General features: G+C 55.9%; 20 protein-coding genes. 10 read left to right on the top strand and 10 right to left on the bottom strand.

Going from position 1 to position 24511, the window contains the following annotated elements; genetic code table 11:
* Positions 1 to 321 precede the first annotated feature (321 nt).
* From eat to ACLD1X_RS22830, 8 genes are all read left to right on the top strand, one after another.
* A complete protein-coding gene (gene eat, locus ACLD1X_RS22865) occupies positions 322 to 1695 on the top strand; it encodes an ethanolamine permease (protein WP_429371516.1) in 1374 nt (457 codons plus the stop codon).
* Between the two features lie 127 nt (positions 1696 to 1822).
* Positions 1823 to 3217 carry an ethanolamine ammonia-lyase subunit EutB gene (locus ACLD1X_RS22860; RefSeq protein ID WP_429371514.1) on the top strand — a complete coding sequence of 465 codons (1395 nt, stop codon included), beginning with the start codon at positions 1823 to 1825 and terminating at the stop codon, positions 3215 to 3217.
* Positions 3214 to 4050 carry an ethanolamine ammonia-lyase subunit EutC gene (eutC, locus tag ACLD1X_RS22855; RefSeq protein WP_429371512.1) on the top strand — a complete coding sequence of 279 codons (837 nt, stop codon included), beginning with the start codon at positions 3214 to 3216 and terminating at the stop codon, positions 4048 to 4050. Before ACLD1X_RS22860 ends, eutC begins: the two co-directional genes overlap by 4 nt.
* Before the next feature lie 114 nt (positions 4051 to 4164).
* On the top strand, positions 4165 to 4626 hold the full coding sequence (locus ACLD1X_RS22850) for a GNAT family N-acetyltransferase (protein WP_429371510.1): 462 nt from the start codon (positions 4165 to 4167) through the stop codon (positions 4624 to 4626).
* Between the two features lie 282 nt (positions 4627 to 4908).
* Positions 4909 to 5565, top strand: coding sequence for a DedA family protein (locus ACLD1X_RS22845; protein WP_429371508.1), 657 nt, complete (start codon positions 4909 to 4911; stop codon positions 5563 to 5565).
* Positions 5566 to 5569: 4 nt separating this feature from the next.
* Positions 5570 to 6382, top strand: coding sequence for a zinc-dependent peptidase (locus ACLD1X_RS22840; protein ID WP_429371506.1), 813 nt, complete (start codon positions 5570 to 5572; stop codon positions 6380 to 6382).
* A gap of 113 nt (positions 6383 to 6495) precedes the next feature.
* The gene (gene ppa, locus ACLD1X_RS22835) at positions 6496 to 7023 is read left to right on the top strand and encodes an inorganic diphosphatase (RefSeq protein WP_007933577.1); all 528 of its coding nucleotides are present in this window, start codon (positions 6496 to 6498) and stop codon (positions 7021 to 7023) included.
* Positions 7024 to 7253: 230 nt separating this feature from the next.
* Positions 7254 to 8000 carry a LexA family transcriptional regulator gene (locus ACLD1X_RS22830; protein WP_429371504.1) on the top strand — a complete coding sequence of 249 codons (747 nt, stop codon included), beginning with the start codon at positions 7254 to 7256 and terminating at the stop codon, positions 7998 to 8000.
* A gap of 606 nt (positions 8001 to 8606) precedes the next feature.
* Here ACLD1X_RS22830 and ACLD1X_RS22825 read toward each other — a convergent pair.
* The 4 genes from ACLD1X_RS22825 to ACLD1X_RS22810 all read right to left on the bottom strand — a co-directional run bounded on the left by ACLD1X_RS22825 (position 8607) and on the right by ACLD1X_RS22810 (position 12263).
* The gene (locus ACLD1X_RS22825; protein ID WP_429371502.1) at positions 8607 to 9089 is read right to left on the bottom strand and encodes a hypothetical protein; all 483 of its coding nucleotides are present in this window, start codon (positions 9087 to 9089) and stop codon (positions 8607 to 8609) included.
* A gap of 299 nt (positions 9090 to 9388) precedes the next feature.
* Positions 9389 to 9736 (bottom strand): hypothetical protein, encoded by a 348-nt coding sequence (locus tag ACLD1X_RS22820; protein WP_429371500.1) that lies wholly within the window; start codon positions 9734 to 9736, stop codon positions 9389 to 9391.
* A gap of 172 nt (positions 9737 to 9908) precedes the next feature.
* Positions 9909 to 10448 carry a hypothetical protein gene (locus ACLD1X_RS22815; protein WP_429371498.1) on the bottom strand — a complete coding sequence of 180 codons (540 nt, stop codon included), beginning with the start codon at positions 10446 to 10448 and terminating at the stop codon, positions 9909 to 9911.
* Positions 10449 to 10895: 447 nt separating this feature from the next.
* Positions 10896 to 12263 (bottom strand): RES family NAD+ phosphorylase, encoded by a 1368-nt coding sequence (locus ACLD1X_RS22810; RefSeq protein WP_429371496.1) that lies wholly within the window; start codon positions 12261 to 12263, stop codon positions 10896 to 10898.
* Positions 12264 to 12560: 297 nt separating this feature from the next.
* Between ACLD1X_RS22810 and ACLD1X_RS22805 the strand changes: the two genes are divergently transcribed.
* On the top strand, positions 12561 to 14147 hold the full coding sequence (locus ACLD1X_RS22805; protein ID WP_429371494.1) for a site-specific DNA-methyltransferase: 1587 nt from the start codon (positions 12561 to 12563) through the stop codon (positions 14145 to 14147).
* A gap of 11 nt (positions 14148 to 14158) precedes the next feature.
* The gene (locus ACLD1X_RS22800) at positions 14159 to 16774 is read left to right on the top strand and encodes a DEAD/DEAH box helicase (RefSeq protein WP_429371492.1); all 2616 of its coding nucleotides are present in this window, start codon (positions 14159 to 14161) and stop codon (positions 16772 to 16774) included.
* A gap of 273 nt (positions 16775 to 17047) precedes the next feature.
* Here ACLD1X_RS22800 and ACLD1X_RS22795 read toward each other — a convergent pair whose 3' ends face one another.
* From ACLD1X_RS22795 to ACLD1X_RS22770, 6 genes are all read right to left on the bottom strand, one after another.
* Entirely contained in the window at positions 17048 to 18295 is a 1248-nt protein-coding gene (locus ACLD1X_RS22795; protein WP_429371490.1) for a hypothetical protein, read from the bottom strand.
* Positions 18296 to 18649: 354 nt separating this feature from the next.
* Positions 18650 to 19633 carry a hypothetical protein gene (locus ACLD1X_RS22790; protein WP_429371488.1) on the bottom strand — a complete coding sequence of 328 codons (984 nt, stop codon included), beginning with the start codon at positions 19631 to 19633 and terminating at the stop codon, positions 18650 to 18652.
* Positions 19634 to 19905: 272 nt separating this feature from the next.
* Complete coding sequence (locus ACLD1X_RS22785) at positions 19906 to 21369, bottom strand: hypothetical protein (RefSeq protein ID WP_429371486.1); 1464 nt, start codon at positions 21367 to 21369, stop codon at positions 19906 to 19908.
* 215 nt (positions 21370 to 21584) lie between these two features.
* Positions 21585 to 22052, bottom strand: coding sequence for a hypothetical protein (locus ACLD1X_RS22780; RefSeq protein ID WP_429371484.1), 468 nt, complete (start codon positions 22050 to 22052; stop codon positions 21585 to 21587).
* Positions 22049 to 23854: a DNA polymerase gene (locus ACLD1X_RS22775; RefSeq protein ID WP_429371482.1), complete on the bottom strand. Its 1806-nt coding sequence runs from the start codon at positions 23852 to 23854 to the stop codon at positions 22049 to 22051. The genes ACLD1X_RS22780 and ACLD1X_RS22775 overlap by 4 nt, the downstream gene beginning before the upstream one ends.
* Positions 23851 to 24480 (bottom strand): hypothetical protein, encoded by a 630-nt coding sequence (locus ACLD1X_RS22770; protein WP_429371480.1) that lies wholly within the window; start codon positions 24478 to 24480, stop codon positions 23851 to 23853. The genes ACLD1X_RS22775 and ACLD1X_RS22770 overlap by 4 nt, the downstream gene beginning before the upstream one ends.
* Between the last annotated feature and the right edge of the window lie 31 nt (positions 24481 to 24511).

Below are 24511 nucleotides of genomic sequence, written 5' to 3'. Positions count from 1 at the left end.
GACCAAAAACCTGCTGGTGAGCTACGACATCAACCCGCTGGGCTTCTTCTAAAACCTGGGGGCGATGCAGGATGTTCCTGTGTCGCCCTTCAAGCTGCCATCGCGAGCAGGCTCGCTCCCACAGTGGATCCGGGTCAGTTCCCGACACTTAGCCCACAAGAGATCCCTGTGGGAGCGAGCCTGTTCGCGATGGCACCCTCAATGACACAGCACCCAAGGCCTGGCCGCTCTGGCACGGGCCTTGCGTACCCGTCATTCAGCGTTTAACCCAAACCGTCGTACCCGAAAGTCCAAAAGATCGAAAAAAAATAGAGAGGACTTATGACTACTTCTTCCACACAGCTCAAACCCACACTCGGCACCCTGCATTTATGGGGCATTGCCGTCGGCCTGGTGATTTCCGGCGAGTACTTCGGCTGGAGTTACGGCTGGGGTACCGCAGGTACGCTGGGTTTTCTCGTCACCGCGTTGATGGTGGCGACGATGTACACCTGCTTTATCTTCAGCTTCACCGAGCTGACGACGGCGATTCCCCATGCTGGCGGACCGTTTGCCTATAGCCGCCGGGCCTTTGGCGAGAAAGGCGGGTTGATCGCCGGTATCGCCACCCTGATCGAATTCGTCTTTGCACCACCGGCCATCGCCATGGCCATCGGCGCCTACCTCAACGTGCAATACCCGGAACTGGACCCGAAGGTCGCCGCCGTAGGCGCCTATTTCGTGTTCATGGGCCTGAACATCCTCGGCGTCAGCATCGCGGCCACCTTCGAACTGGTGGTCACCGTGCTGGCCGTCGCTGAACTGCTGGTGTTCATGGGCGTGGTCGCGCCCGGCTTCAGTTTCAGCAACTTTGTGCTCAATGGCTGGTCAGGTGCCAATGAGTTCACGATGGGCTCGATTCCTGGCATTTTCGCCGCCATTCCCTTCGCGATCTGGTTCTTTCTCGCGATCGAAGGTGCAGCCATGGCTGCCGAAGAAGCCAAGGACCCGAAACGCACAATCCCCAAGGCCTACGTCAGCGGCATTCTGACACTGGTGTTCCTGGCCATCGGCGTGATGGTGATGGCGGGCGGTGTCGGCGACTGGCGCCAACTGTCGAACATCAACGATCCGCTGCCCCAGGCGATGAAAGCGGTGGTCGGCAACAATTCGAGCTGGATGCACATGCTGGTGTGGATCGGCCTGTTCGGCCTGGTGGCGAGTTTCCACGGGATCATCCTCGGCTACTCGCGGCAGTTTTTCGCCTTGGCCCGTGCCGGTTATCTGCCTGCAGGCCTGGCCAAACTTTCGCGCTTCCAGACACCGCACCGGGCGATCCTGGCCGGCGGCGTGATCGGCATTGCGGCGATCTACAGCGATGGCCTGGTCAATCTGCAAGGCATGACCCTGACGGCGGCGATGATCACCATGTCGGTATTCGGCGCCATCGTGATGTACATCATCAGTATGCTGAGCCTGTTCAAGCTGCGTAAAACCGAACCGAACCTGGAACGCACCTTCCGCGCCCCGGGTTATCCGATCGTGCCGGGGATCGCGCTGTTCCTGGCGGTGGTGTGCCTGGTGGCGATGGCGTGGTTCAACACCTTGATCGGCCTGATTTTCCTTGGCTTCATGGCTGCCGGTTACCTGTACTTCCAGTTGACTGCCAAGCAACGTTCCGAGGCACCGGCAGACGCTATGCTCGAAGGCATCTGAATGCACCGGCACCGGGATTTTTGCCGGTGCCTGCCTTATCAAGGTGCACGCAATTCCCCTGCGGGAGCGAACCTGCTCGCTCCCACAGGAAAAGCAAATTGCAATAATTACTGGAGGACTCCGCCCCATGGCCGCATTCGCCCATACCGTCGGCGCCCAGACTTACCGCTTCGACAGCCTCAAGGAAGTGATGGCCAAGGCCAGCCCGGCACGCTCCGGAGATTTCCTGGCCGGCGTCGCAGCCCTTAATGACGGCGAGCGCGTCGCGGCACAGATGACGCTGGCCGACACCCCGCTAAGTCACTTCCTGCAGGAAGCACTGATCCCCTACGAATCCGATGAAGTCACCCGCCTGATCATCGACACCCACGACAAACAAGCCTTCGCCGTCGTCAGCCACCTCACCGTCGGCGGTTTTCGCGACTGGCTGCTCAGTGATGCCGCCGACGAACAGGTCCTGCGCGCCCTCGCCCCCGGCCTGACGCCAGAAATGGTTGCCGCGGTATCGAAGATCATGCGCGTGCAGGATCTGGTGCTGGTGGCGCAAAAAATCCGTGTGGTCACGCAGTTTCGCGGCACCCTGGGCCTGCGCGGTCGACTGTCCACGCGCTTGCAACCGAACCACCCCACCGACGAACCGGCCGGCATCGCCGCGAGCATTCTCGATGGTCTGCTGCACGGCAACGGCGACGCGATGATCGGCATCAACCCCGCCACCGACAGCATCGCCTCGATTTGCGCGATGCTGGAGATGCTCGACGCGATCATCCAGCGCTACGAGATTCCGACCCAGGCTTGCGTGCTGACCCATGTCACCACGTCGATCGAAGCGGTCAATCGCGGCGTCCCGCTGGACCTGGTGTTCCAGTCGATTGCCGGCACCGAAGCGGCCAACGCCAGTTTCGGCATTAACCTGAATGTATTGAAAGAGGGCTATGACGCCGGTTTGAGCCTCAATCGCGGCACCCTGGGCCAGAACCTGATGTACTTCGAAACCGGCCAGGGCAGTGCCCTGTCGGCCAACGCCCACCATGGCGTCGATCAACAAACCTGCGAAACCCGCGCCTACGCCGTCGCACGTCATTTCAATCCGTTTCTGGTCAACACGGTCGTCGGCTTCATCGGCCCGGAATACCTGTACAACGGCAAACAGATCATCCGCGCCGGCCTGGAAGACCACTTCTGCGGCAAATTGCTCGGCGTGCCCATGGGTTGCGACATCTGCTACACCAACCATGCCGAAGCTGACCAGGACGACATGGACACCCTGCTGACCCTGCTGGGCGTCGCCGGGATCAATTTCATCATGGGGATCCCCGGCTCCGACGACATCATGCTCAACTACCAGACCACCTCGTTTCACGACGCGCTCTATGCCCGTCAGACCCTGGGGCTCAAGCCTGCACCGGAGTTCGAGCAATGGCTGGCGAAAATGGGCATCTTCACCCAGGCGGACGGCCGGGTTCTGTTTGGCAGCAACCTGCCGCCAGCCTTCCGCCAGGCCCTGGCGCAACTGGGATGAGTAATGACATGGACAAACTACCCTTCGATCCCCACAACCCATGGCTGGAACTGCGGCGCCTGACGCCGGCGCGAATTGCCCTGGGCCGCACCGGCACCAGCATTCCCACCCACGCCCAGCTGGATTTCCAATACGCCCACGCCCAGGCGCGGGATGCGGTGCATTTGCCATTTGACCATGGGGGACTGCGCGCGCAATTGGCCGCACGCGGGCATGAAAGCGTTTTGCTGCATAGCGCGGCCATCGACCGGAACAGTTATCTGCAACGCCCCGATCTGGGCCGAAAGTTGAGTGCCGGGTCGGCACAGGTGTTGCGCGATTACACTTCGGCGCATCCCGGCGGAGTCGACTTGGTGATAGTGATCGCCGACGGCTTGTCGGCGCTGGCCGTTCATCGCCATGCCCTGCCCTTCCTGGCACGCCTCGAAGAACAGATTGCAGCTGAGGGCTGGACTGTAGCGCCGGTGATATTGGTGGAACAGGGGCGCGTGGCAGTCGCTGACGAAATCGGTGAACTGCTCGGCGCAAAAATGACCGTGATCCTCATCGGCGAACGCCCTGGCCTGAGCTCCCCGGACAGCCTGGGTTTATATTTCACCTACAATCCCAAGGTCGGCCTTACCGATGCCTACCGTAATTGCATCTCCAACGTGCGGCTCGAAGGCCTGAGCTACGGCATGGCGGCACACCGTTTGCTGTATTTGATGCGCGAAGCCTGCCGGCGGCAGCTGTCAGGGGTCAATCTGAAGGACGAAGCACAGGTTCAGACACTGGAGTCGGATGCGGGCGCCGACATGAAAGGTAATTTCCTGCTCGGCCCGCCGAATGCCTGAACCGCATCTGCATTGCACATTCGTACCAGTTTCAGGCAGGATCGTGGCGCGGCCGCCAAGGGTTTCCCATCGCCGTCAGAGACGCAAGACAGCCACTTGAAGATGAGACCTACCATGCGGATTATTCAAGCGACCCTCGAACACCTGGACCTGCTGACCCCGTTGTTCGTCAAATATCGTGAGTTTTATGGCTCCCTGCCGTATCCGGACTCGTCCCGGTCGTTCCTCGAAAAACGCCTGCGTCGCAAGGAGTCGGTGATCTACCTGGCGCTGTCCGATGACGACAGCAGCAAACTGATGGGTTTCTGTCAGCTGTATCCGAGCTTTTCATCGCTTTCGCTCAAACGTGTGTGGATCCTCAATGATATTTATGTCGCCGAGGATGCCCGCCGCCAGTTGGTGGCCGACCACCTGATCCGCACCGCAAAAAAAATGGCCAAGGAAACCAATGCCGTGCGCATGCGTGTTTCCACCAGCAGCAACAACGAAGTCGCGCGCAAAACCTACGAATCCATCGGATTCAAGGAAGACACCGAATTCAAGAACTATGTGCTGCCGATCAGCGACGAACTCTGAATCACCTGCACCTGTGGGAGCGAGCCTGCTCGCGATGGCAACGACTGGATGACGCGGTCCTGCGCGGTGACGGTATCGCGAGCAGGATCGCTCCCACCTGCTCGTTATCAAACATCAGCTCTGTCATGACATTCCCCGCTACAATCTCGACGCGATTTTCACCTCTCGCTTCGTATAATCCTGATCTTCCCGGCTTGTAAGAAAAACTACCCCTATTAGTAGTCTTACGCGAAGTCATCCGCACAGGCCTGCTGAGTTAGGCCGTTACCACAGGTGCTTTCCATGGATTTCAACCCGATCGACATTGTCCTGCATCTCGACGTCTACCTCGACATGCTCGTAACCAACTACGGGGCATGGATCTACGCCATCCTGTTCATGGTGATCTTCTGTGAAACGGGCCTTGTGGTCATGCCCTTCCTGCCGGGCGACTCCCTGCTGTTCATCGCCGGTGCCGTGGCGGCCGGTGGCGGCATGGACCCGGTACTGCTCGGCGGCCTGCTGATGCTGGCGGCGATTCTGGGTGACAGCACCAACTACATCATCGGACGAACGGCGGGTGAAAAACTGTTCAGCAATCCGAATTCGAAGATCTTCCGCCGCGACTACCTGCAACAAACCCACGATTTCTATGACAAGCATGGCGGCAAGACCGTGACCCTGGCGCGCTTCCTGCCAATCATCCGCACCTTTGCACCGTTCGTCGCCGGCGTTGGGAAAATGCCTTATCCGCGCTTCTTCGCCTTCAGCGTCTTCGGTACCGTCCTGTGGGTCGGCGGCCTGGTGACGCTCGGCTACTTCTTCGGCAATGTGCCGTTCATCAAGAAGAACCTGTCGCTGCTGGTAGTCGGCATCATCCTGCTTTCGCTGGTGCCGATGATCATTGGCGTGGTGCGTAACCGCCTTGCGGGCTCGAGTTCCAAAGCCGAATCGCGCTGACACCATGTGGTCCTTGAGCGCCTGGCGTCGCCGGCGCACCCTGGCAAAGCACCCGATTGCCGATGACATGTGGCAACGGGTGCGCCATCACCTGAGCTTTCTCGATGGCATCAGCGTCGCCGAAGACCAATGGCTGCGTGAAGCCTGCGTGCTGTTCCTCGAAGACAAGCACCTGACTGCCCTGCCCGGCGTCGAATTGCATCAGGAACAACGCTTGCTGCTCGCTGCCCAGGCGCAACTGCCGCTGCTGAACCTCGGCGACCTGAACTGGTATCAGGGCTTCCACGAAATCATTCTCTACCCCGACGACTTCCTCAGCCCGCAGCGCCATCGCGATGCCAGCGGCGTCGAGCACGAACGGGACGCCGAGCACAGCGGTGAAGCCTGGCAGCAAGGCCCGATCATCCTCGCCTGGCCGGGCGTGATGGCCAGTGGTGGCTGGGAAGGCTACAACCTGGTGATCCACGAACTGGCGCACAAACTCGATATGCTCAACGGCGTCGCCAACGGCCTGCCGCCGTTGCATCCCGACATGCGGGTCAGCGACTGGGCCAATGTCATGCAAGAGGCCTACGACGACCTCGACCGGCAACTGGAACGCAATCCCGATGCCGAAACGGCCATCGACCCGTATGCCGCCGAAAACCCTGCCGAGTTCTTTGCCGTCACCAGCGAATACTTCTTCAGCGCCCCGGACTTGCTGCACGAGGCTTATCCACAGGTGTACCAGCAGTTGAAGCTGTTCTATCGCCAGGACCCGCTGGCGAGGCTGGAGCAACTAAAGGCGCATGACCCTGTCTATCAGGCACACCAGTAAGCGCCATACGACTTCTGGTACGTGGCGTCGACCCAGGAATATGCCTATAATCGCCGCCACTTTTTGGTCAATCCGGCCAAGTATTTCTGGTCAACTAACGGGGGCAACGCCCAATGAGCTACAGCAAGATTCCGGCTGGCAAAGACCTGCCGAACGACATCTACGTCGCGATCGAGATTCCGGCCAACCACGCGCCGATCAAATACGAAATCGACAAAGACAGCGATTGCCTGTTCGTTGACCGTTTCATGGCCACCCCAATGTTCTACCCGGCCAACTACGGTTACATCCCGAACACCCTGGCTGACGACGGTGATCCCCTCGACGTGCTGGTTGTGACCCCTTACCCGGTTGCTCCAGGTTCGGTGATCCGCGCTCGTCCGGTCGGCATCCTGAACATGACCGACGACGGCGGCGGCGATGCCAAAGTCATCGCAGTCCCACACGACAAGCTGTCCCAGCTGTACGTCGACGTGAAGGAATACACCGACCTGCCAGCCCTGCTGATCCAGCAGATCGAGCACTTCTTCGCGAACTACAAAGATCTCGAAAAAGGCAAATGGGTGAAAATCGAAGGTTGGGACGGTGCAGACGCCGCCCGCGCCGCGATCACCAAGTCGGTTGCTGCCTATAAAGGCTAAAAAGCAGCCGCGAGCTTCAAGCTCCAGGCTTCAAGAAAAACCCCGGGTGATCCGGGGTTTTTTGTGGGCGCCAGACAAGCACATTAAACACAGCGTTTAATCATGCTCAATCCTGGTTTTTGCGCGTTTAAAATTCCCCAAGAGCGTCTTACATCCGGTCGTAAATTTCCCGCGAAATTTGAACGAGGCGTTTATTCAAACCCTTACCAGCCGCCAGTAGACTCGTGTTCATGAAAAAGAACACTAGCGGCCCACGCTTTAAAGCGCTCCTCGAAGCAGCGAACATCACGACCACCGGATTTGCCGACTTTCTGGATACGGCTCCGCAAAATGTACATAACTGGTACACCCGTGGCGTGCCCGCCCACTGCATGGAAGAAGTCGCCAGAAAGCTCTCCGTCAGCAGCGACTGGCTGAAAACCGGTGAAGGCTCGAAGGACGCCCAACACCTGCGCCTGCTCGACGAATCCGGCGACACCTTCGACGCCCAGACCATCCGCGGCGTCTACACGGTCATCGAGCCTGTCGACGTCGAACTGCCCTTCTATACAGAAGCTTTTACCGCCCCGGGCTCCAACAAAACCCACGTCATAGAAGACCCCAAACAATCGATCCGCCTGCCCCGCAGCCACCTTGATTCCCTGGAAATCAACCACGCAGACGCCATCTGCGCCCTAATGAGCGGTAACAGCATGGGAGAGAAAATTGAAGACGGTTCGACCCTGGCGATCGACCGAGGCCTGACCCAGATCATCGATGGCGAGATCTACGCCATCGAACATGACGGCATGCTACGCATCAAGTACCTGCACCGATTACCGGGCAACTCCCTGCGACTGCGCAGCCACAACCGCGACGAGTACCCGGATGAAATCTTCAGGCCCGCACAAATCGAAGAGCAGAACATCAGGGTGCTTGGCTGGGTGTTCTGGTGGTCGACCCTGAATAAACGACGGCCGACGGTGCCGTTTCTTTAAGCCCCGCAGAACACCCGTTACCGCCCCACCCGATCGGCCGGGCGGCTCTGCCTCGCACTTCCCGCTGGGAATTTCCCTCAAACCTGCGTATGCTGCGCCCCACATTTGCGCATCGACCCGCCTTGCGGCTCAGATGCACTGACCTGGCAGATGACTTTCTCACCAGGTCCCACAGCCGGACGCAAGATCCGGGTGTACGTTTTGAAGGCTGGCGCGGTTTACCAAAAATGATCCAAGCCAGTCCCCGNACCTGGCAGATGACTTTCTCACCAGGTCCCACAGCCGGACGCAAGATCCGGGTGTACGTTTTGAAGGCTGGCGCGGTTTACCAAAAATGATCCAAGCCAGTCCCCGAGAAGCCGGCCACAAGCCGGCTTTTTAATGCCTTTTCGGTCAATAATTTATGGGGTTTCGCTCAGAACCTCCAAAATGACCCACACTTTGACCCCCACCAAAGCGCGTGCCTGGCATTTTTTGTTCCCCACCTGGATCACCCAAGCGCAATTTGACGCTCATGGCCGATGCGACACTGGTGGCGCGGCCTTCTGCTCATCCTAACGATGCTTAGGCGAGGGGTGCCGTTCGCCCATGGCCAGCGGCGCCGAATCAAGCGAGCAAATCGTCATCATCAGCCGCTCTGGCCACCTGATGCGCCTTATCGACCGCCTTGGAGTGTTGCACCTCATCGGCTTGCATCACCCGGCGCATGCCTGCGGTCAGACCCAAGGTGCGGGCATAGCGAATGACTTCCTGTTCACGAGCCAGCTTGAGTTGGGCACGCGGCGAGATGACCGAGTAACCGCCAGCGTTGGTGACAACATCGCCTTCGACCTCGATCATGCGGTCCATTTCCTCAAGCGCTACGACTTTAGCCGCCAGCCGCTTCGCAAGATCGATTTCGAACGGCTGCCAGCTGCTAATTGGTCGCGTGAGAATGATCGACTCCAGCACCTCGCGTTGCCGCGATTTAGCACCATAACCGATCAGCACCGAGGTCAGATCGAACGGCATCTGCATGGCTTCGGCCCGGTTTTCTCTCTTGTCCATGCCGGAACGCTTTTCCGAGGGATGGCGCTTGTTGCTGGGCATTTTCTTGACCTCCACCAGTGTGCATTGGGGCTGATCGGGTAGCTTTAGAGTTGACCGAACGATCAGAAATCAAGGGTCGATTTTCTCCGACCTTAAACAAAAGCGAGTATCCAGCCCGCTGGAAAGGTGTTCGCGATCTTTCGCTGACCGCCCCCCCCCGTCATCGACGGGGCCCACCATCCCTGCTCACTCGCATGCGTTTCTTGACTGACCGATAAGTCAACAATCAAGCATAGCCTCATGATCATGCAGGCCCGGGCTGTGCTTTGCACTCGACCAAGCCCACGACGGTGGCCCACCTAACCGTCACGCTCGCGCAGCATTTCGCTGCTCATCCAGTGATCGCGAACCGGGTAATGAGGCTCAGGGAACAGCGACGTTTCAGCCTGTTTCGCGAGGTGCGCTGAAATGAGTTTCTTCAAAGGCCTAGGGCCAACGCTGGTACATAAATGCCCAAGCATCTTTTGCAGGATCAGCGACATTATCAGCGTCTGCTCTGGGGTGAAGTCATCGCCGAAATGACGCGGGATGGCTTCCTGCGAAACAACGTGATGAACCGTGTCCTGAATCTCGCGCCAGATAAATGATGCCAGCGTTTCCAGCCTATCCGGACTCAAACGGATGTATTCGAGCGGGTCTTTTTTCATGCAACCTCCACGGCTGGCTTGGGCGGGCCAGCCCGCGAGAAAAGCCCCAGGGTCGAGCCGGAGCAAAGGGCAGAAGATGAAGCGGATCAGGCAGCCCGGCGGGCAGGCTCAGCCAGTTCGACGCCGTGGAGCTTCGCCCAGTACCCACACTCGATGTCAACATTGCCGCCATTTAGGTCTGGAGCAGTTCCAGCGCCTTGGCGACCGATACCGGCTCGTCCTTGGAGTGCGGAGCATCGTAAGCGGGCCACACTTGGCCACAGGTGCCACCAGCAGCTGCGCGCACCGCCAGTTCGTGGATTACTTCGGCGGCCACGACACGATGCAGACGAACGTAACCATTGGCATTCAGCAGCGGTTTCAGTTCGGTGAACAGCGCGTTGTAGATGATGCGCGGTTCTGCCGTTACTGGGTCAATGGCGACGATGACGGCGCGGTCGATATGGTGCTGCGTTCTCGGGTTGAACTTCGGCACGTCGCGGTCGAAACCCATCCGGGCAATGGACTTGACGCTAACCCGTTCGCCGTTTTTGGCGATCACGTCGAAGCCAGATTGATGCACGACAGTAGGCAACTGGCCGTTCAGTTCGCCGGCAACATGCAGTTCAGCCATGCGGGCGATCACACCGGACAGTTCGCCGATCTCGACACCGCTTTCCAATTCGGCGCGGATCACGGCTTGATACTGAAGGACACGGGATTGCAGGGTCATGCCGCTTACCTCGATTAGGGAAATCTACCCCCTCAAGTATATTGTCCCAAGGCTGGCGGTATGCGGTATTGATCCAGGGCAGACACGCGGCCTCCGCGTGAACAGACCGTCACGCTGCAGAAGCTGGGCAATTGCGCAGACTTGCCCACCCATTTGTATTCGACCGGACCAGTCATTTGCATAGGATTTGACTAGCAGAGGCGACCCAAAGGGGCCGTTCACGACTGGCAGTTTTAAGCTCAAGGTCGCCTCCTAGAGACGCGGCTACCGCTGGACCTACTTCGCTTTTGACCAGCCCGTATGAGTTGGCTTCGCCCTGGAAAAAAAGACTTTTCTCCCCAGCGGGCATGGGATATATAACCATCCCCCCCCATTCGTGGGCTTACAGTTCCGGCCAGCACCCGACCACTTCTTAGCGGAAGCTGCAATCCCAAGCCATCACCACCCTCAATCGAAAATCGGGCCCAGGCGCTTGCGGTTTAACTCGCTCATGAACAAGCCGTAGATATGGTCGTACTCCTTGGCTTTGGTTTCGATTGCCATGACTTTGTGGAACCGGATGGAATCAGCCACGATGACGAGTTTGGCCGCTGGCCCAAATGGATTGTCGGCTGGCACGGCTTTCGGCACAGGACCGCCTGCCGGGTCAGGGTTGGCAGGAGGGACGTAGGAGAGCCGACTAGCTTCAGGGAAAAGAACCACGTTGGTCCCTACCTCGCCCGTTTGGACGGAGGGGAACACCAGCCCATCCACATACTTACCGAAACGCAGCCGCAGGTACTCGAAGACGACCTGCGTCGACAGGTAGCTCAACTCGTCGTTTCGCGCTTTGGGTCGAGACATCTTCTTGACCAACGATCCCAAGAAAACCTTCCGATGCAGGGAGTCGCGGAACCCCTCATCTAGCAACGTAAGCTCCGGGGGCACCACGCGGTCCAGTGCTGTGAGGTCCAGCAGCTTCAGCTCACTGATAGGTGTCAGGGCAGCACTGACCACGTGATCGCCTGTGATGGAGCGGATTTCACTGAGGCAGGTCTCTCGCTCCAATGCGCAATACAGAGCTGAAATGCCATTCGGGGTCATCCGCTGGCTGCTGGCCAAGTTTCTAGGCGTGGGGCCGAACTGGCCGGCGGGATCGCCGATGATCTCCTCCGCCTGCTTTTGGTTCTGGGCGAGACGGGCCCGGTAGAGCCGCTCGCCCTGGACTATGGTCCGCACCACTTCTGGCTTGAGCTCACTGCCGTCAGTCACCAGCAGTGAAAAGACTGAATCAAGGAACTTGTCGGCTCCGGTATTGAAGTAGCGGTGCTTGTAGTGGACATCGTCCACGAACTTCTTCCAACGTTCCTCGTAGAAGTTTTGCTCCAATGTACCGTCATCCCCGTAGAAATGCGTTTCGTTGGTCTCGTCATCAATACTGAATTCACGCGGAACGCCATCGTACAAATCGTCAAAGTAAGGCTCTTCACCAAGATCGAACCACTCCGACAGGACGATCCCGATATCCGAAACGGCGATGAAGTCCGATCCACACTCATACAAGAGGCCGAGCTCGTAGTGGGACAGGTCGTCCTTTCCTGCGACGTTCTCTGCGACGCGTTCGTAAACGTAGTCGAACAGCCGCTTCGACTCGATGGTTTGCCCGTGACGGCCGCAGTACCTGCAATCGGCCTCTGCCCCGTGCGTGTCAAACAGCTTTTTCAGTGGAGCCGGTGTTACGCAATCAACGCAAATCATAGGTACTTCCCGAATCTCGTTCTTCTTGGCCGTCTGCGGATGCGTCGGCGATTTGTCACGTTCACAGCAGATCGCCAAGTACCCATTCCCACAACAAGTTGTCTAAATCAAGGCTCTTTGATGGTGCCCAGCGCGGTTTCAGGGGAAAAATAGATAGCTTGGGCTCCATGTGGTCCGCGACTCGCGCCGCTATGTCATACAGCCATCTTAAGGCTTGAACCCTGCGGTTCCAATCACTTCGCGTCTCGTTAGAGGCTGGTCGGCGGAGCCTGCGGAGCCAGTCGCCGCTTGCCTTGCAAGGGGGTCATGGTGTCAAATCACCGGCTGCCTTGGGGGCAGGTTTCTGCTTCATTTTTCGAGGACAAGGCTAACACCATGCCGACATTGCACTGGGTGGGGAAGGATCAAGTCCGTAACCATCATCGGGATGTAACCTATCGAGTTCTGCGCGAGCAATTCACTTTTTCAGCTCATGAAAGCCTGCCGAAGAACAGCTTAGATAACAAGATTATCCACGGCGATAATCTGGAAGCTCTCAAAAGCTTGCTGCCTGAATATGAGGGGAAAGTAAAATGCGTTTACATCGATCCGCCCTACAATACAGGCAATGAAAATTGGGTCTACAACGACAACGTTAACGATCCACGAATAAAAAAATGGCTAGGGAAAGTCGTTGGCAAAGAAAACGAGGATATGAGCCGCCAAGATAAATGGCTCTGCATGATGTATCCACGTCTAAAACTTCTTCATCGACTGCTTTCCGAAGACGGATCAATCTGGGTTTCGATTGATGACAACGCGGTAGGTATCCTTCGTCCGGTTTTGGATGAGATATTCGGCGTTGGGAATTTCGTGACCTGTGTGATTTGGGAAAAAGCGGATTCGCCTCGAAATTCCGCGAGCCAATTCTCTACAGACCATGACTACATTCTGGTCTATTCGAAACGTCCCAATTGGGTTCCTGCTCGGCTGGCTCGTACTGCTGAATCTGACTCCATCTACGACAATCACGACAACGACCCCAACGGTCCTTGGATTGCTGGCGATCCCTTTGCGAACAAGCCCTATTCGAAAGGGCTTTTCACAATAACGGGTCCTACTGGACGTGAGTTTTCTCCACCTCCGGGGCGGTTCTGGCGTGTTTCTGAGGAAAGGTTGCGCGCTCTCGATGCTGAGGGTCGAGTCTGGTGGGGGCCAACCGGCGATGCTCGCCCAAGCATCAAGAGGTATCTCAATGAGGTTGGCGACTTGGTTCCCCGTACCTTGTGGAAAAAGGAAGTAGGTAGCAATCGCAGCTCGAAAAATGAAATGCGGGCTATCTTTTCCGGCTCTTCGTCCTTCGACACGCCAAAGCCTAGTAGCTTAATCGGTCGAATTTTGGACATTGCTGCTGATAGCGATTCGATCATTCTCGATTCCTATGCAGGGTCTGGAACGACTGGACATGCCGTTTTGAAGGCGAACGCTCAAGATGAGGGCAATCGACGTTTCATCCTGATTGAGATGATGGATTACGCCGAATCTCTTACCGCTGAACGCATCAAGCGTGTTGCGAATGGCTATGGCGAAGAGAACAAGCCTGTGGCGGGGCTTGGTGGTGGTTTCACCTACTACTCCCTTGGCGAACCGCTGTTCGTGGAATACGGCAACCTGAACCCTGCTGCCGGAATCGACGCGATCCGTAGCTATGTCGCGTGGCAGGAAGGAATCGTTGAGGGGGCTGGTTCGTCGTCCGCTGAAAGCCAGCACCGCTTTTGGCTTGGCGAGGCAAATGGTTTGCGAGTCTTCTTCGCCTATGAAGAACACTCGGTCACAACGCTGGACTTAGAGCTTCTGGCTGAGCTGGTGAAGGTAGCTGGACCTGTACTGGTTTACGCTGACCAGTTGGCTCTTGGCGAGGATTTCATGCGTCGGCACGGCATAGGCTTCAAGAAAATTCCACGCGACATTGCTCGACTCTGAGGATTTAGAAAATGCAATTGAACACTTATCAGAGTCAGGTCATTGAGGATCTTGAGCTGTTCCTTCGTCGCTGGACCGCTTGTGATGACCCTCAGCTAGCTTATCGCGCTCATTGGGATGCGCTGGGCGCGACCAAAATGCCCGGCTATCAGCCAGCTCCGCATGGCGCTCCACAAGTGTGTGCGAAGGTCCCGACTGCAGGTGGTAAAACTTTCATCGGACTCCATGCGGTTTCGAGCATTTTCAATGCGCTCCAAAAGCGTCAAGGTGATGCTCGGTTGTGCCTATGGCTCGTTCCGTCGTTGTCCATTCTTGATCAGGTTCTACGGGCGCTACGTAATCCGACACATCCTTACCGACAGGCGCTGAATCGTCTGTTTGAAGGTCGTGTCAGCATCATGGATAAGCGCGATCTTCTGTCTGGATTCCTTTCAAGGGATGAGGTGGAAGACGGGCTTGTCGTTGCTGTGCTCACCTATGACAGCCTGAAAGCTCGCAACAAGGATGATCGAAAGCTTTACCAAGAGAACAGTGCTCTGGATGACTTGGCGTCCACGGCTGTGGCGGTAGGTGAGGGCGTAGACCCGTACTCACTGGTCGCCTCGATGGCAGGCTTGAAGCCAGTAATCATCGTTGATGAAAGCCACAACGTGACTAGTAGCCTGTCCCAAGACATGCTTCGCAACCTCAATCCAAACTTTGTATTTGAGCTGACGGCTACCCCACGAACCGGCGCGAATATCATCAGCTTCGTTGACGCCTTGGTGATGCGTGACCAACACATGGTCAAGCTCCCGGTCATCGTCAGAAACCTCCCAAGCCGGACCTCTGTCATTGCTCATGCAATTGATTTGAGGGCACGTCTGGAAGCTGAGGCGAAGGCAGAAGAGCAAACTGGTGGTGCGTACATCAGACCAATCGTGTTGCTGCAGGCTGAAAGCAAAACCAAGGCGGATGCCAAAACCTTCGAGCTGGTGAAGGCTGAGCTGCTAGAGCACGGGATTGCCGAAGACTGGATCAAGATCAAGACTGCGGACAAAGATGAGTTGAGCGGTCTTGACCTCATGTCCCCGTCCTGCCCGGTTCGATTCATCATCACCGTGAATGCCTTGAAGGAAGGGTGGGACTGCCCATTTGCCTACATCCTGGCGACTCTGGCTGACAGGTCATCTGCGGTGGACGTGGAACAGATCCTTGGTCGAATTTTGCGACAGCCATACGTTCGCGCTCATGGTCACGAACCGTTGAACATGAGCTACGTGCTGACGGCTTCCAGTGTCTTCAGCCAGACGTTGGAAAGGATTGTTGTCGGTCTGAACAGGGCTGGTTTCAGCCGTGCAGATTTCAGGACTCCTGATCTCATTTCGAACGATTCCAAGCCAGTTTTCCAGACGACAAAAACGGTCACGCCTGAGCCGACAAAGCCTCAACTGGGACTGTTCATTACGAAGACTTCTGAGGGTGGTTCAGAACCCTTCGAGCTGTCATCGAGCGGTGGCAGTGAACAGAGTGGGGAAGACTTCCTTAAATCGACGTTGGAGGCTGCGCGCCAAGCCAATGCAGAGCTGGTAGCTGCTACGGCTACCAACGGTGGCCAGCACATCCCAAATGACGTGAGAGGCGCAATGGAACTGTTCTCGCTCCGACCTGAATTCGTTGCAGAGATCAAGGATCTCAAGCTTCCCCAGTTCTATCGGAAAGCGCCCGCTGGGTTGATTTTCGCTGACGAAGACGGCGGCGTTCTACTCGACAAATCTCAGTTGCTCGACCATGAGTTTCGCCTAGCAGATTGCGACGTGAACGACTTCGCGGTTGCACCTGTGAGCGGCGATTTGGTGAAACTGGATCTGCTTCGCGTGGGTAGCTCGCAAGGTGACTACGAACCTACGAAGATTCAGTTGAAAGACAACGAGATCCGCAAGCTAAAGGACTATCTCTCCAGCTTGGATTCCGAAGGCAAGCGGCGTCAGCTCACTGGTCTGGTGGGTAACTGGCTCGGCAAGATGCCGCCATTGGCTGAGGCTGACCTGCAGGCGTACATCCGCAAGATCCTAGCGAGGCTGAGTGCTGGTCAACTGGATGAAGTGCTTGAACAGCAGCATGCCTACGTTGAAAGTATCAAGCAGCGTGTTCGTAGCGAAATGCTGGGGTTCTCGCGTAGGCGCTTCAAGCAGTGGATCGACCTCAACAAGGTAGATACGCGCCCTTCCTACCAACTGCCATTGGAGATCGCCCCAAGGCAGAAGGCCCCTGTCGCGGCGGACAACTCACTGTACGTCCGTGAAGAGAAGGGCAATGGACTTGAAGAGAGAATGTCGGAATTTCTGTCGGACTGTGAAAACGTCCGGTGGTGGCACAGAAACTCTAGCGGTCGCGGGTTCGTCCTGAATGGACCAATCAACCACTACCCTGATTTCGTCCTGAAATTGCACTCTGGACTGATCATCCTTTTGGAAACCAAAGGCGGTGATCGTGATAATTCTGATTCTTCCGCCAAAATCGAGCTTGGGAAGTATTGGGAAAGATGTGCAGGGCGTGATTACCGTTATCTGATGGTTTTCGAGCACAGCCCTTTGGAAGGTGCGTATTCGTGGGCAGATGCCTGTGAATTGCTGAAAAACCTATAGCTGTAAAAGCTTTTGAAAGTAAAGCCGACTCTGTGTCGGCTTTTCTATTTCTGCAGTATTAACAGTCACAAGGGGAAGGGGACGGCTATGAGGCGTGGCCCGCTGAAGTGGAAGCGTTCCACAATCCGAATACAGCACAGAACTGCTGCCTGAGGTCATTCAATGGAGAGAAACTGACGGTTCCATCGAGTACGCGTCAGATTTCGAGGTAACTGAATCTCCCCTGGTTTCCTAGACAGCTTACGTCGGTGCTGCAGATGCCTTACGACCTCGTCAGCCGTTGAACCGAACATGCATGGCATAGGTGCTCTCAGGATCCTCGGATACCTGCCAGACACTGCTCCCGGCCGCCCTTAATCGCCCGATCAACAGCGGATGGGGATGCTTAGCACGACCGGTAGCCGCGCAGGCAACCATCACGACGTTTCTCAGGCGGTCAATGACCTCATCATGAATGCTATTGTTACTACCGTGATGAGGTAACACGAAAACCTCAACGCGCTGGATCAGCTGTTTATAGCGTCTGAGCCACTGCGTTCGTGTTTCCTTAATGTTTAGGTCGGCATCGCCCGTACACAGCCATGCTCCTCCACGATTCTCTAGGGAACCGCTGCGCGGAACTACTAAATGATGGGGGGATCTCATCAGGGGCCAGAAATAGTTTTCGTCAGTCCTACTAATTATCTTCTCTCTTTTATATGAAGGGTGCGGCCCAGCGTAAAGGCTCAACGAAATCCTATTATGATCGCCCGACAACACGCTATAGCACCGTTTCAGCGCCTTCCGGTCATCCTCATCCGCCAGTATCTTCAGCAGTTTGTTAGTGAACACTTTTGAAGCAATGGTCCTGTCAGAAAAATTGGCAGGCAATAGCTTCCCCGCAAGCGTGCGAAATGCCGCAATATCAGCTTCAGGAAACGGGTGCACATAGGGAACCAGCAACCAGCATGGCGAACCACCCGCCCAGCCTATATCAGCAGTAATCGAAGTTTCCTCGCCAAGCGCTCTTTCCTGTGCGGCTCCTGCCCGTACACTTTTTGACGGCCCCGCCCCCTTCGATCTAATGGAATAGGGCCCGCGCAGCCCGTCAGCCTCGCCGCCTGAAACTATGTCATCGCGACCCGAGTTATCGGGATCGAACGGCTCAGCTTCAGTTGCGGAGTCCCCGCGCGGGATATGCAGTATCTGCTTGACGCCACGATCAGCAAACCAGCCAGCCGGATCTTGCAGAAACGTGCGGACAGATAAGCGAAGCCCCCCAGCACTTATTGCTTCTAATGCAATCAACGTCAGATGCAATGCATCCAGGCAGGGCAAGATCACCGTATCGATCTGAACTTGGGCAGCCAGCGCCTCAATGCCACTGATATGGTCAACATCAAGGTGGGACACGAACAGCACATCGATTTTATCGTACGAACACAACGACAGACCTTGCTCGAAGTGCTCTCGGTTTATCGAACCGCAATCGAAAGCGTAGGTAAAGGCTTCAGTGCGCCCGTCGGTGACCTCGCCTACCAAGAAGCCTCCTTGACCAATGGGAAGCTGACGGATTGACGAGAATACAGGTGGAGTTGGCAAATCGCATTCCTTATGCGGCCGAGGGCTTGAAGTCGACAAAATAAAGCATGATCCAGATGCTGGCAAACTGACACCCTGAATTGCGCGTACTGATCTGACCGAACACGTTGCGGCACGGCCTTTGTGGGCGCTTCCGGTAAGGGCCAATGATGAATACTTGAATGCCTTGCTGGATCGGCTTCGCCCTGTTCTGCAAGACGCTAGAAGCCCGCTTCTGCCCGCTGTCTGCCGGTCGCGAACGGCAGACAGCGGCCAGAAATAGACACTCAAAGCATCTACCAAGCTGGGGTCGATTCAAGGTTTGCTTGGGTTAGGTTTCTTCAGCTTCGATGGTGAAAGAACCACGGTTTTGTTTAGCGTTGGTTTTCGAGGTTTGGATTTAGTGACTGCTGGGGTTGAATTTTTTCCAGCTCTCACAGTAGGTGATTTGGAATTTTTTCTCACAGCTCCCGTAATGGACATTGAGAGTACTGTTCCACTACCGATGCGTTTGAAGTAAGCGACATTATCGTCATGCACTTTCTCCATCGTCTTCCAATCTCCTGAAGCCCCTAATGAATCGGCTCTAAACTCATTGTCTTCGAGGACGCGCAACATCTGGGGGTAGCGCTTTTTATGGAAGTCCCAAGCAGCCAGAAACTTAATTCTCACTTGGGGTGAAGGGTGTGAGCGCATTTGGTCATGGATATGTTGGAGGAATTTTATCTGACCGTAGACGTCAGGAGCTATATCGCCGACTGGGACATCGAACACATTGGGAAATTGGCCGAATGCATGCTTATTTAGCATCTCCAATTGCCGATTGAGGTAAACGAAAGAAAAGTCAGAGTTAAACTGATCAAGACGGAAAAATTGGTTGTACTTAGCGCTCTCCTTGTCCATGAATAGCCCCAGCGACGGGATGTCCTTCTCTGCCAGATAAGCTGTGATCAAAGCACTCCCAAAAAAACATTCGACGTGATTGAGTTCGTAGTGAAAAAAATCTCCGGCAACCAAAGCGGCCCTAAAGTAGATATCTTGACCGATCAGACGATGATGTAGGTCTTCTGCGAATTCCGTTAAATACCAAACTAAGTAACGCCTTTCTTCGTCGTTGGCAGGGGATCTGGCATTGTAAACCAATACTGTATCGGAAAAGACGATTGTCTTGAAGCTGTTATGTCTGTGGACATTCAGCGAATCGAGGATTGAATAGACTCGCGCAACTTTCCTTGGATCTTTATGAACCATTTCGGTAAAGCCCAAAATGTCGATATAGAGGAGGAACCGGTCAGTCATCCATTGCGCCCTTTTTTGAAGTGGAATTGAAAGAGTATTGATCAGACTACAGTGTTTCACGATCTACGGACTGCCGCATGCTGTCGCTAAATTCTGAATCGCACCGGATTCCCTAGACGCATTCGACTGGCTCCTTTTGGCCGTTCTCTGCTGGTCATGGTGATAGAGCATGCTGGTCAAATCCGACGTAATCGTTAGTCAGAGCGAAGCAAATGAGTGGTCAAGTGGAGTGCAATTTCTCAGAAGCAGTAAAGCCGCTGCTGGATGACCTGTCATAGTGGGCGGCCTGCTCGGAATGCATCAACAGCCTTTGACCAGACATCGCCAAGGCCAATTAGCACTAGGCAACGCATGGAAGCCCCGGGAAACACTTTCAGGAATCCATACCGTAGGGCCTCCAAGATCAAAGCCCGTGCCTTACCTTCGCACCCACACTGCACAGACAGCACTACAAAATCATGCGCCAAGTGCTGAATGCACACGCTGTTGTCACGGGGCAGAGAGTTGTGCAAAGCAATCACGGCGTGTCCCCACACTTCACCGGCCGTGCCCTGGATACAATGCGACAAAGCGCAGGTGTAGTGGTTATCGTGGGCATCGAATATCAGCCGCCGCTTGAAATAAGCCGTCTTGGCAGCTTCGTCTGGCTTGGCCTCGACGGATTTCTGCAAGGCATGCAAGTCCGGAAACAGCTTATGGAACAGCGCCACCAAAGCCTCGGCCTGATCGCCTGTGGCAGCAATGCGACCCTCAACCAACATTTTCCCACCACCACCGACCAGCAATCGTTTCAGGGACTCCGCCATCGTGGCCGCGCCGTCGCTGCCATCGATACGGTATACATGGTCGCCCCAGAAGGCATCGGCCATGAATTGGCTTGGCTCATCCCCTCGATCAAGCAGACCAACAAGCGTCGAATCCTGCGCCAATTCTGCAGCCACCCGCAGCGCCAATTCCCTATACCCGCCGACTATCACGCTGCGCCCATCACCTGCCCCCAATGCCGCTGGCACCAACAATGATGGCAATGGCGACTTGAGCAATACGCGATGATTTTTTCCACCGTCAACGTCGTAGATCGGATACAAACGCCCATGCTCAGCCAGCCGGAGTAAAGCCGCCCCCTTCGGCAAATCGGCGTAGGCCGCCATATCAACTACCCATGGGGACGCCGACCGCATGGCTCGCCCGAGCGCCTGGTCATACCTCTCAATAGCTCGGGTATCCGGTTCCAGAGTCAAGCGAGTTTCATATGCCTGACCCAACTGTACGACCGCAACCACTTGACAGGCAGCTACGTGAGCTAGTTCGCCGAACGGACGCCCCATGCACGCCAGCTGCGCACCCAACCGCGTAGCTTGCTGAAGCTCAGCAAGTGCTGCGTTCGATTCGACGAAGGATTCGGAGATGCGCAAGTCGATATGCACCTGCAACTGTGAACCAAACGCGTGACGCCACGCTGGCATCACAGCAGTTGCATCGGCAACGACAAGGTGGAAATCATTCAGGCGAACAATTGTTTCGGCACTCACTTGATGCGCGTCGATCACTAACACCGGCAAACCAACCTGCCACGCCAAGACCCAACACACGCCATGACGTGGAACTTCCACCAGACTCAACCCCACCAACGCGCAATGGTTAGCACTATGCAGCCAGGCTTTTAGAACTTGTGCATTTGTGGCGCACAGCAGATCAGCGGGTAACGGTCTAGCCAGATCCAGTAAATCGCTCATGATGCAGACCCAATGAACTCAACAATGGAATTGTTCTGACTCCACATCTCTTATTTGTTATTAAGAACACCCCTAAGAAGACAAACAAAGAAGAAGACATTTCGATTGGGATTAAAGACTTCTATTCCACCAGATTGCTCGATTTTATGGGTGCCCCAATGGGCAAGTTAAGCTGCCATTTGGGGCACCCAATACCTGCCTTTTTGGGCACCCAATCACTTGCAACGTCTGCACAACCGCTCCCTACCTTGCTCGGTCAATACAATGGTCAGGGCACCCCGCCCCGAGTAGCCGGTAAGGAACCAATCGTCAGCCGCTACCAGATGCCGCTTGAGTGTCCGCAGCCCCTTGGGTGAAATGCCCAAAGCGGCAACCCGAGCCTCTGTCAGTACGTACTGCTCATCACGCCGGGTCATCTCCAGTCGCACTACCTCCAGCGCCACCAGGATTGCCGGACCGTGATAATTGAGAGCGGCTGACAGTGCGATCAACCCTTTCGTCTGCACCATGTAAAAGGGCTCCCGGCACTTCGCTTTGGGTGCGCCCTTCCGTGGACCGACAGACTTACCCAAGGCGATATCTCGTTTGTGCCTCCACTCTTCAACGTCGATAATCTTGCGTCGAATCGGCCCCATATCGGGGAACTCGGGGTCAATGTAGGGCTCGCCATATTCGTCGCTCATGGCTGACTCTCCATGCGACTCAATAGGCACAATATCCGCAGCCGCATTTCCTCGGCCGCCTCGTTATCTGGCTCAATGAAACGATTCGGCCACCGCACAACGTATTGATCTACACCCAGCACACGGCCTTCACCCAACACGACTGCACTAGCAATCCCCATCAGCGCCACTGCCCTGGTCACTTCAGCATCGATTTCGGCTGTTGGTGCCTCAATCACCAAGGCATCATGGACGGGCGCCAGCAACCTGATCCCGCCCTCATCGATGAGACAGCACGCCAGCCGCAGCATCTCTGCGGCGTTACTCTGCATCGGCCAATTCAACAATGCCCGCTCATTCAACTGCAGAGCTTTACCTTTGCCGTCAACCTGCGGCAACCAGGCAGCGCGCCAACTCCAGCCAAATACGGTGCGAATCGAATCGCCCATAAGTCCAGCGTTAACCGTGGCTTTGACCCACCCCCAGAAAACTCTGTATGTCCTCTGGTGAAGTTCTAGCAAGGTCGTGGCCTCAATCTCATGCATACCTGTTTCGAGAGCTATGGCTTTGGCGCCTTTGCCGTAATTGACACCTAACACGATGGCTTTAGCCTTCTGACGAATGGCTTTGTGGGTGCTCTTGTTGGCATTGGGGGGGGCAAGCCCAGCCTTGATCGCAAAATCAAGGTAGGGGTCAGTCGGAGCGTTGTAACTGGCCCACAGCACCTCATCACCCGAAAGGCACGCAGCTACTCCGATCTCTTGAGACTTCCAATCCAGATAAGCGATGGCCATGCCTTCGGCCGGCTTGAGAAGGCTTCGCGCCCATTTGCCCAGGCCAAATACAAACTCGCGGTTGCTCGGTTGATTGCGGCCTGTAACTGAAGCAAACGGGCGAATACTGGTGCGAGCGCGACCGTCAATTCCGACCTGTAAGCCCTTCCCGCGAAGTTGGACAAGCGTTTTACGCAGTTCCCTAAGTGGCGCGACCAAAGCCGGAGCAACGCCCTCCATCGCCTTGAACGTATCGTCTTGTAGATTGAGCCTCCCGCTTGAATCGCGAGGCCACTCCAACCCACTGCGGCATACCCATTCGTCAAAAGCAGCCTCATTGAAGCTCCCTCCAACGTACACACCATATTGGCGATTCAGCTCATCAATGAGCCCTGCAGTGATCGCTTCCCTATGGGTATTCAGACGCCGCAACAAGTCGCAATCGACTGGAAGTCCGCGAATTTCCATGCCCGCTACCGCCGACATATAGCGCCCCCGAAGCAACGCCTGACCATGCGTTTCGAAGTCGCCAATGATCCTTTGCTCCATGGCTGGTAACAGGCGTTCGAGCGCTACGACATCGGTTTCGCAATAGTTGAGGATTGCCAGGCGCTCCACCTCAGTCCAAGGGCCACCACGCATTATTAAGTTACGCATAGCGGTTTTTTCCGCGTGATCGATGCTGGGTAGTCCGAAAAACTCCAGCACACCCAACAGCCCCACACCGTATGGCCGCAATAAGGCGTTCTGCGCGGCTGGTCCGTTGGTCAGCCGCAGAAATTCCACATACAAATCAAGGACGCGGCTCGGAATGGGCCAGCCGAGCTGACGGAAGATCGCCAATTCGGCTGCAGCCATAAACGCAACAACGAGCACGTCACCGGTAGGCCGATAAAATGGCTCGGCCAATTGGTTTTGCCAGAGTCGGGCCGTGCGCCCTGAGATCAATTCCTTAGCAACTACGCAGACCGGGATCGGAGCATTGCCGTCCAGGGCGATATATTCCGTATCAACCGCCCATATTTCCCGATAGCAATCCGAGAGTTTCATAGCCCGCCTCTCAACTTGGCTATCGCCGGGTGGTGATGGTCTTTGACTATGTTGTCCTCCCCAAACGCCAGCCGAAGCACATCCCGAATCTCAATATCTGGCCAGACCGGTTCGGCATCGTATTTTTCGGCGACAAGAACGTCATATTGACCCTCCGACATATTCGCAATCATGCGCACCCATTGCTTTTGAGCCATCGCAGCGATATCGCGAGCCGATATCGCCCAGTCGGACGCCTTATCTTGGGGGGTGGGGACTAACCACAAAAACACGTTCTGCTGTCGATTTATGCAGAGTGTCAACACGCGATTAGTTACTTCCCCAGGCAGGCTGGCAGCGACTGCAGGCAAAACCAGCAGGGTTTTGTCTTCTCCCTTGAGCTCGATCACCGAGGCAGTTAATTGCAAAGTCGGATGGCAGCGAAAAAACTCCTGCTTGCTAGGTTTGCGAATCAATATCCGCCGTAGCTTCTGAACTACCCCAAACTCTGCTTCCGCCGTGTTTGTCAGCCTGAAGCGCTCCGGATCGAACGGGTCAGGTACTGCCGCTGGCGCCTTATCATCCGCCTCAGGATCGAGCAAACCATTTTCCGCTTCGGGAGCTTTGGTTTCGTTGTTGTTAGCCATGAGAACTACCTCTTAGTTTGAGTAGCGGCCG

Source organism: Pseudomonas sp. 18173 (assembly GCF_050432945.1).
Classification (GTDB): domain Bacteria; phylum Pseudomonadota; class Gammaproteobacteria; order Pseudomonadales; family Pseudomonadaceae; genus Aquipseudomonas.
The sequence above is the reverse complement of the archived record's forward strand: the minus strand, read 5'-3'. Positions and strand labels throughout refer to the sequence as shown.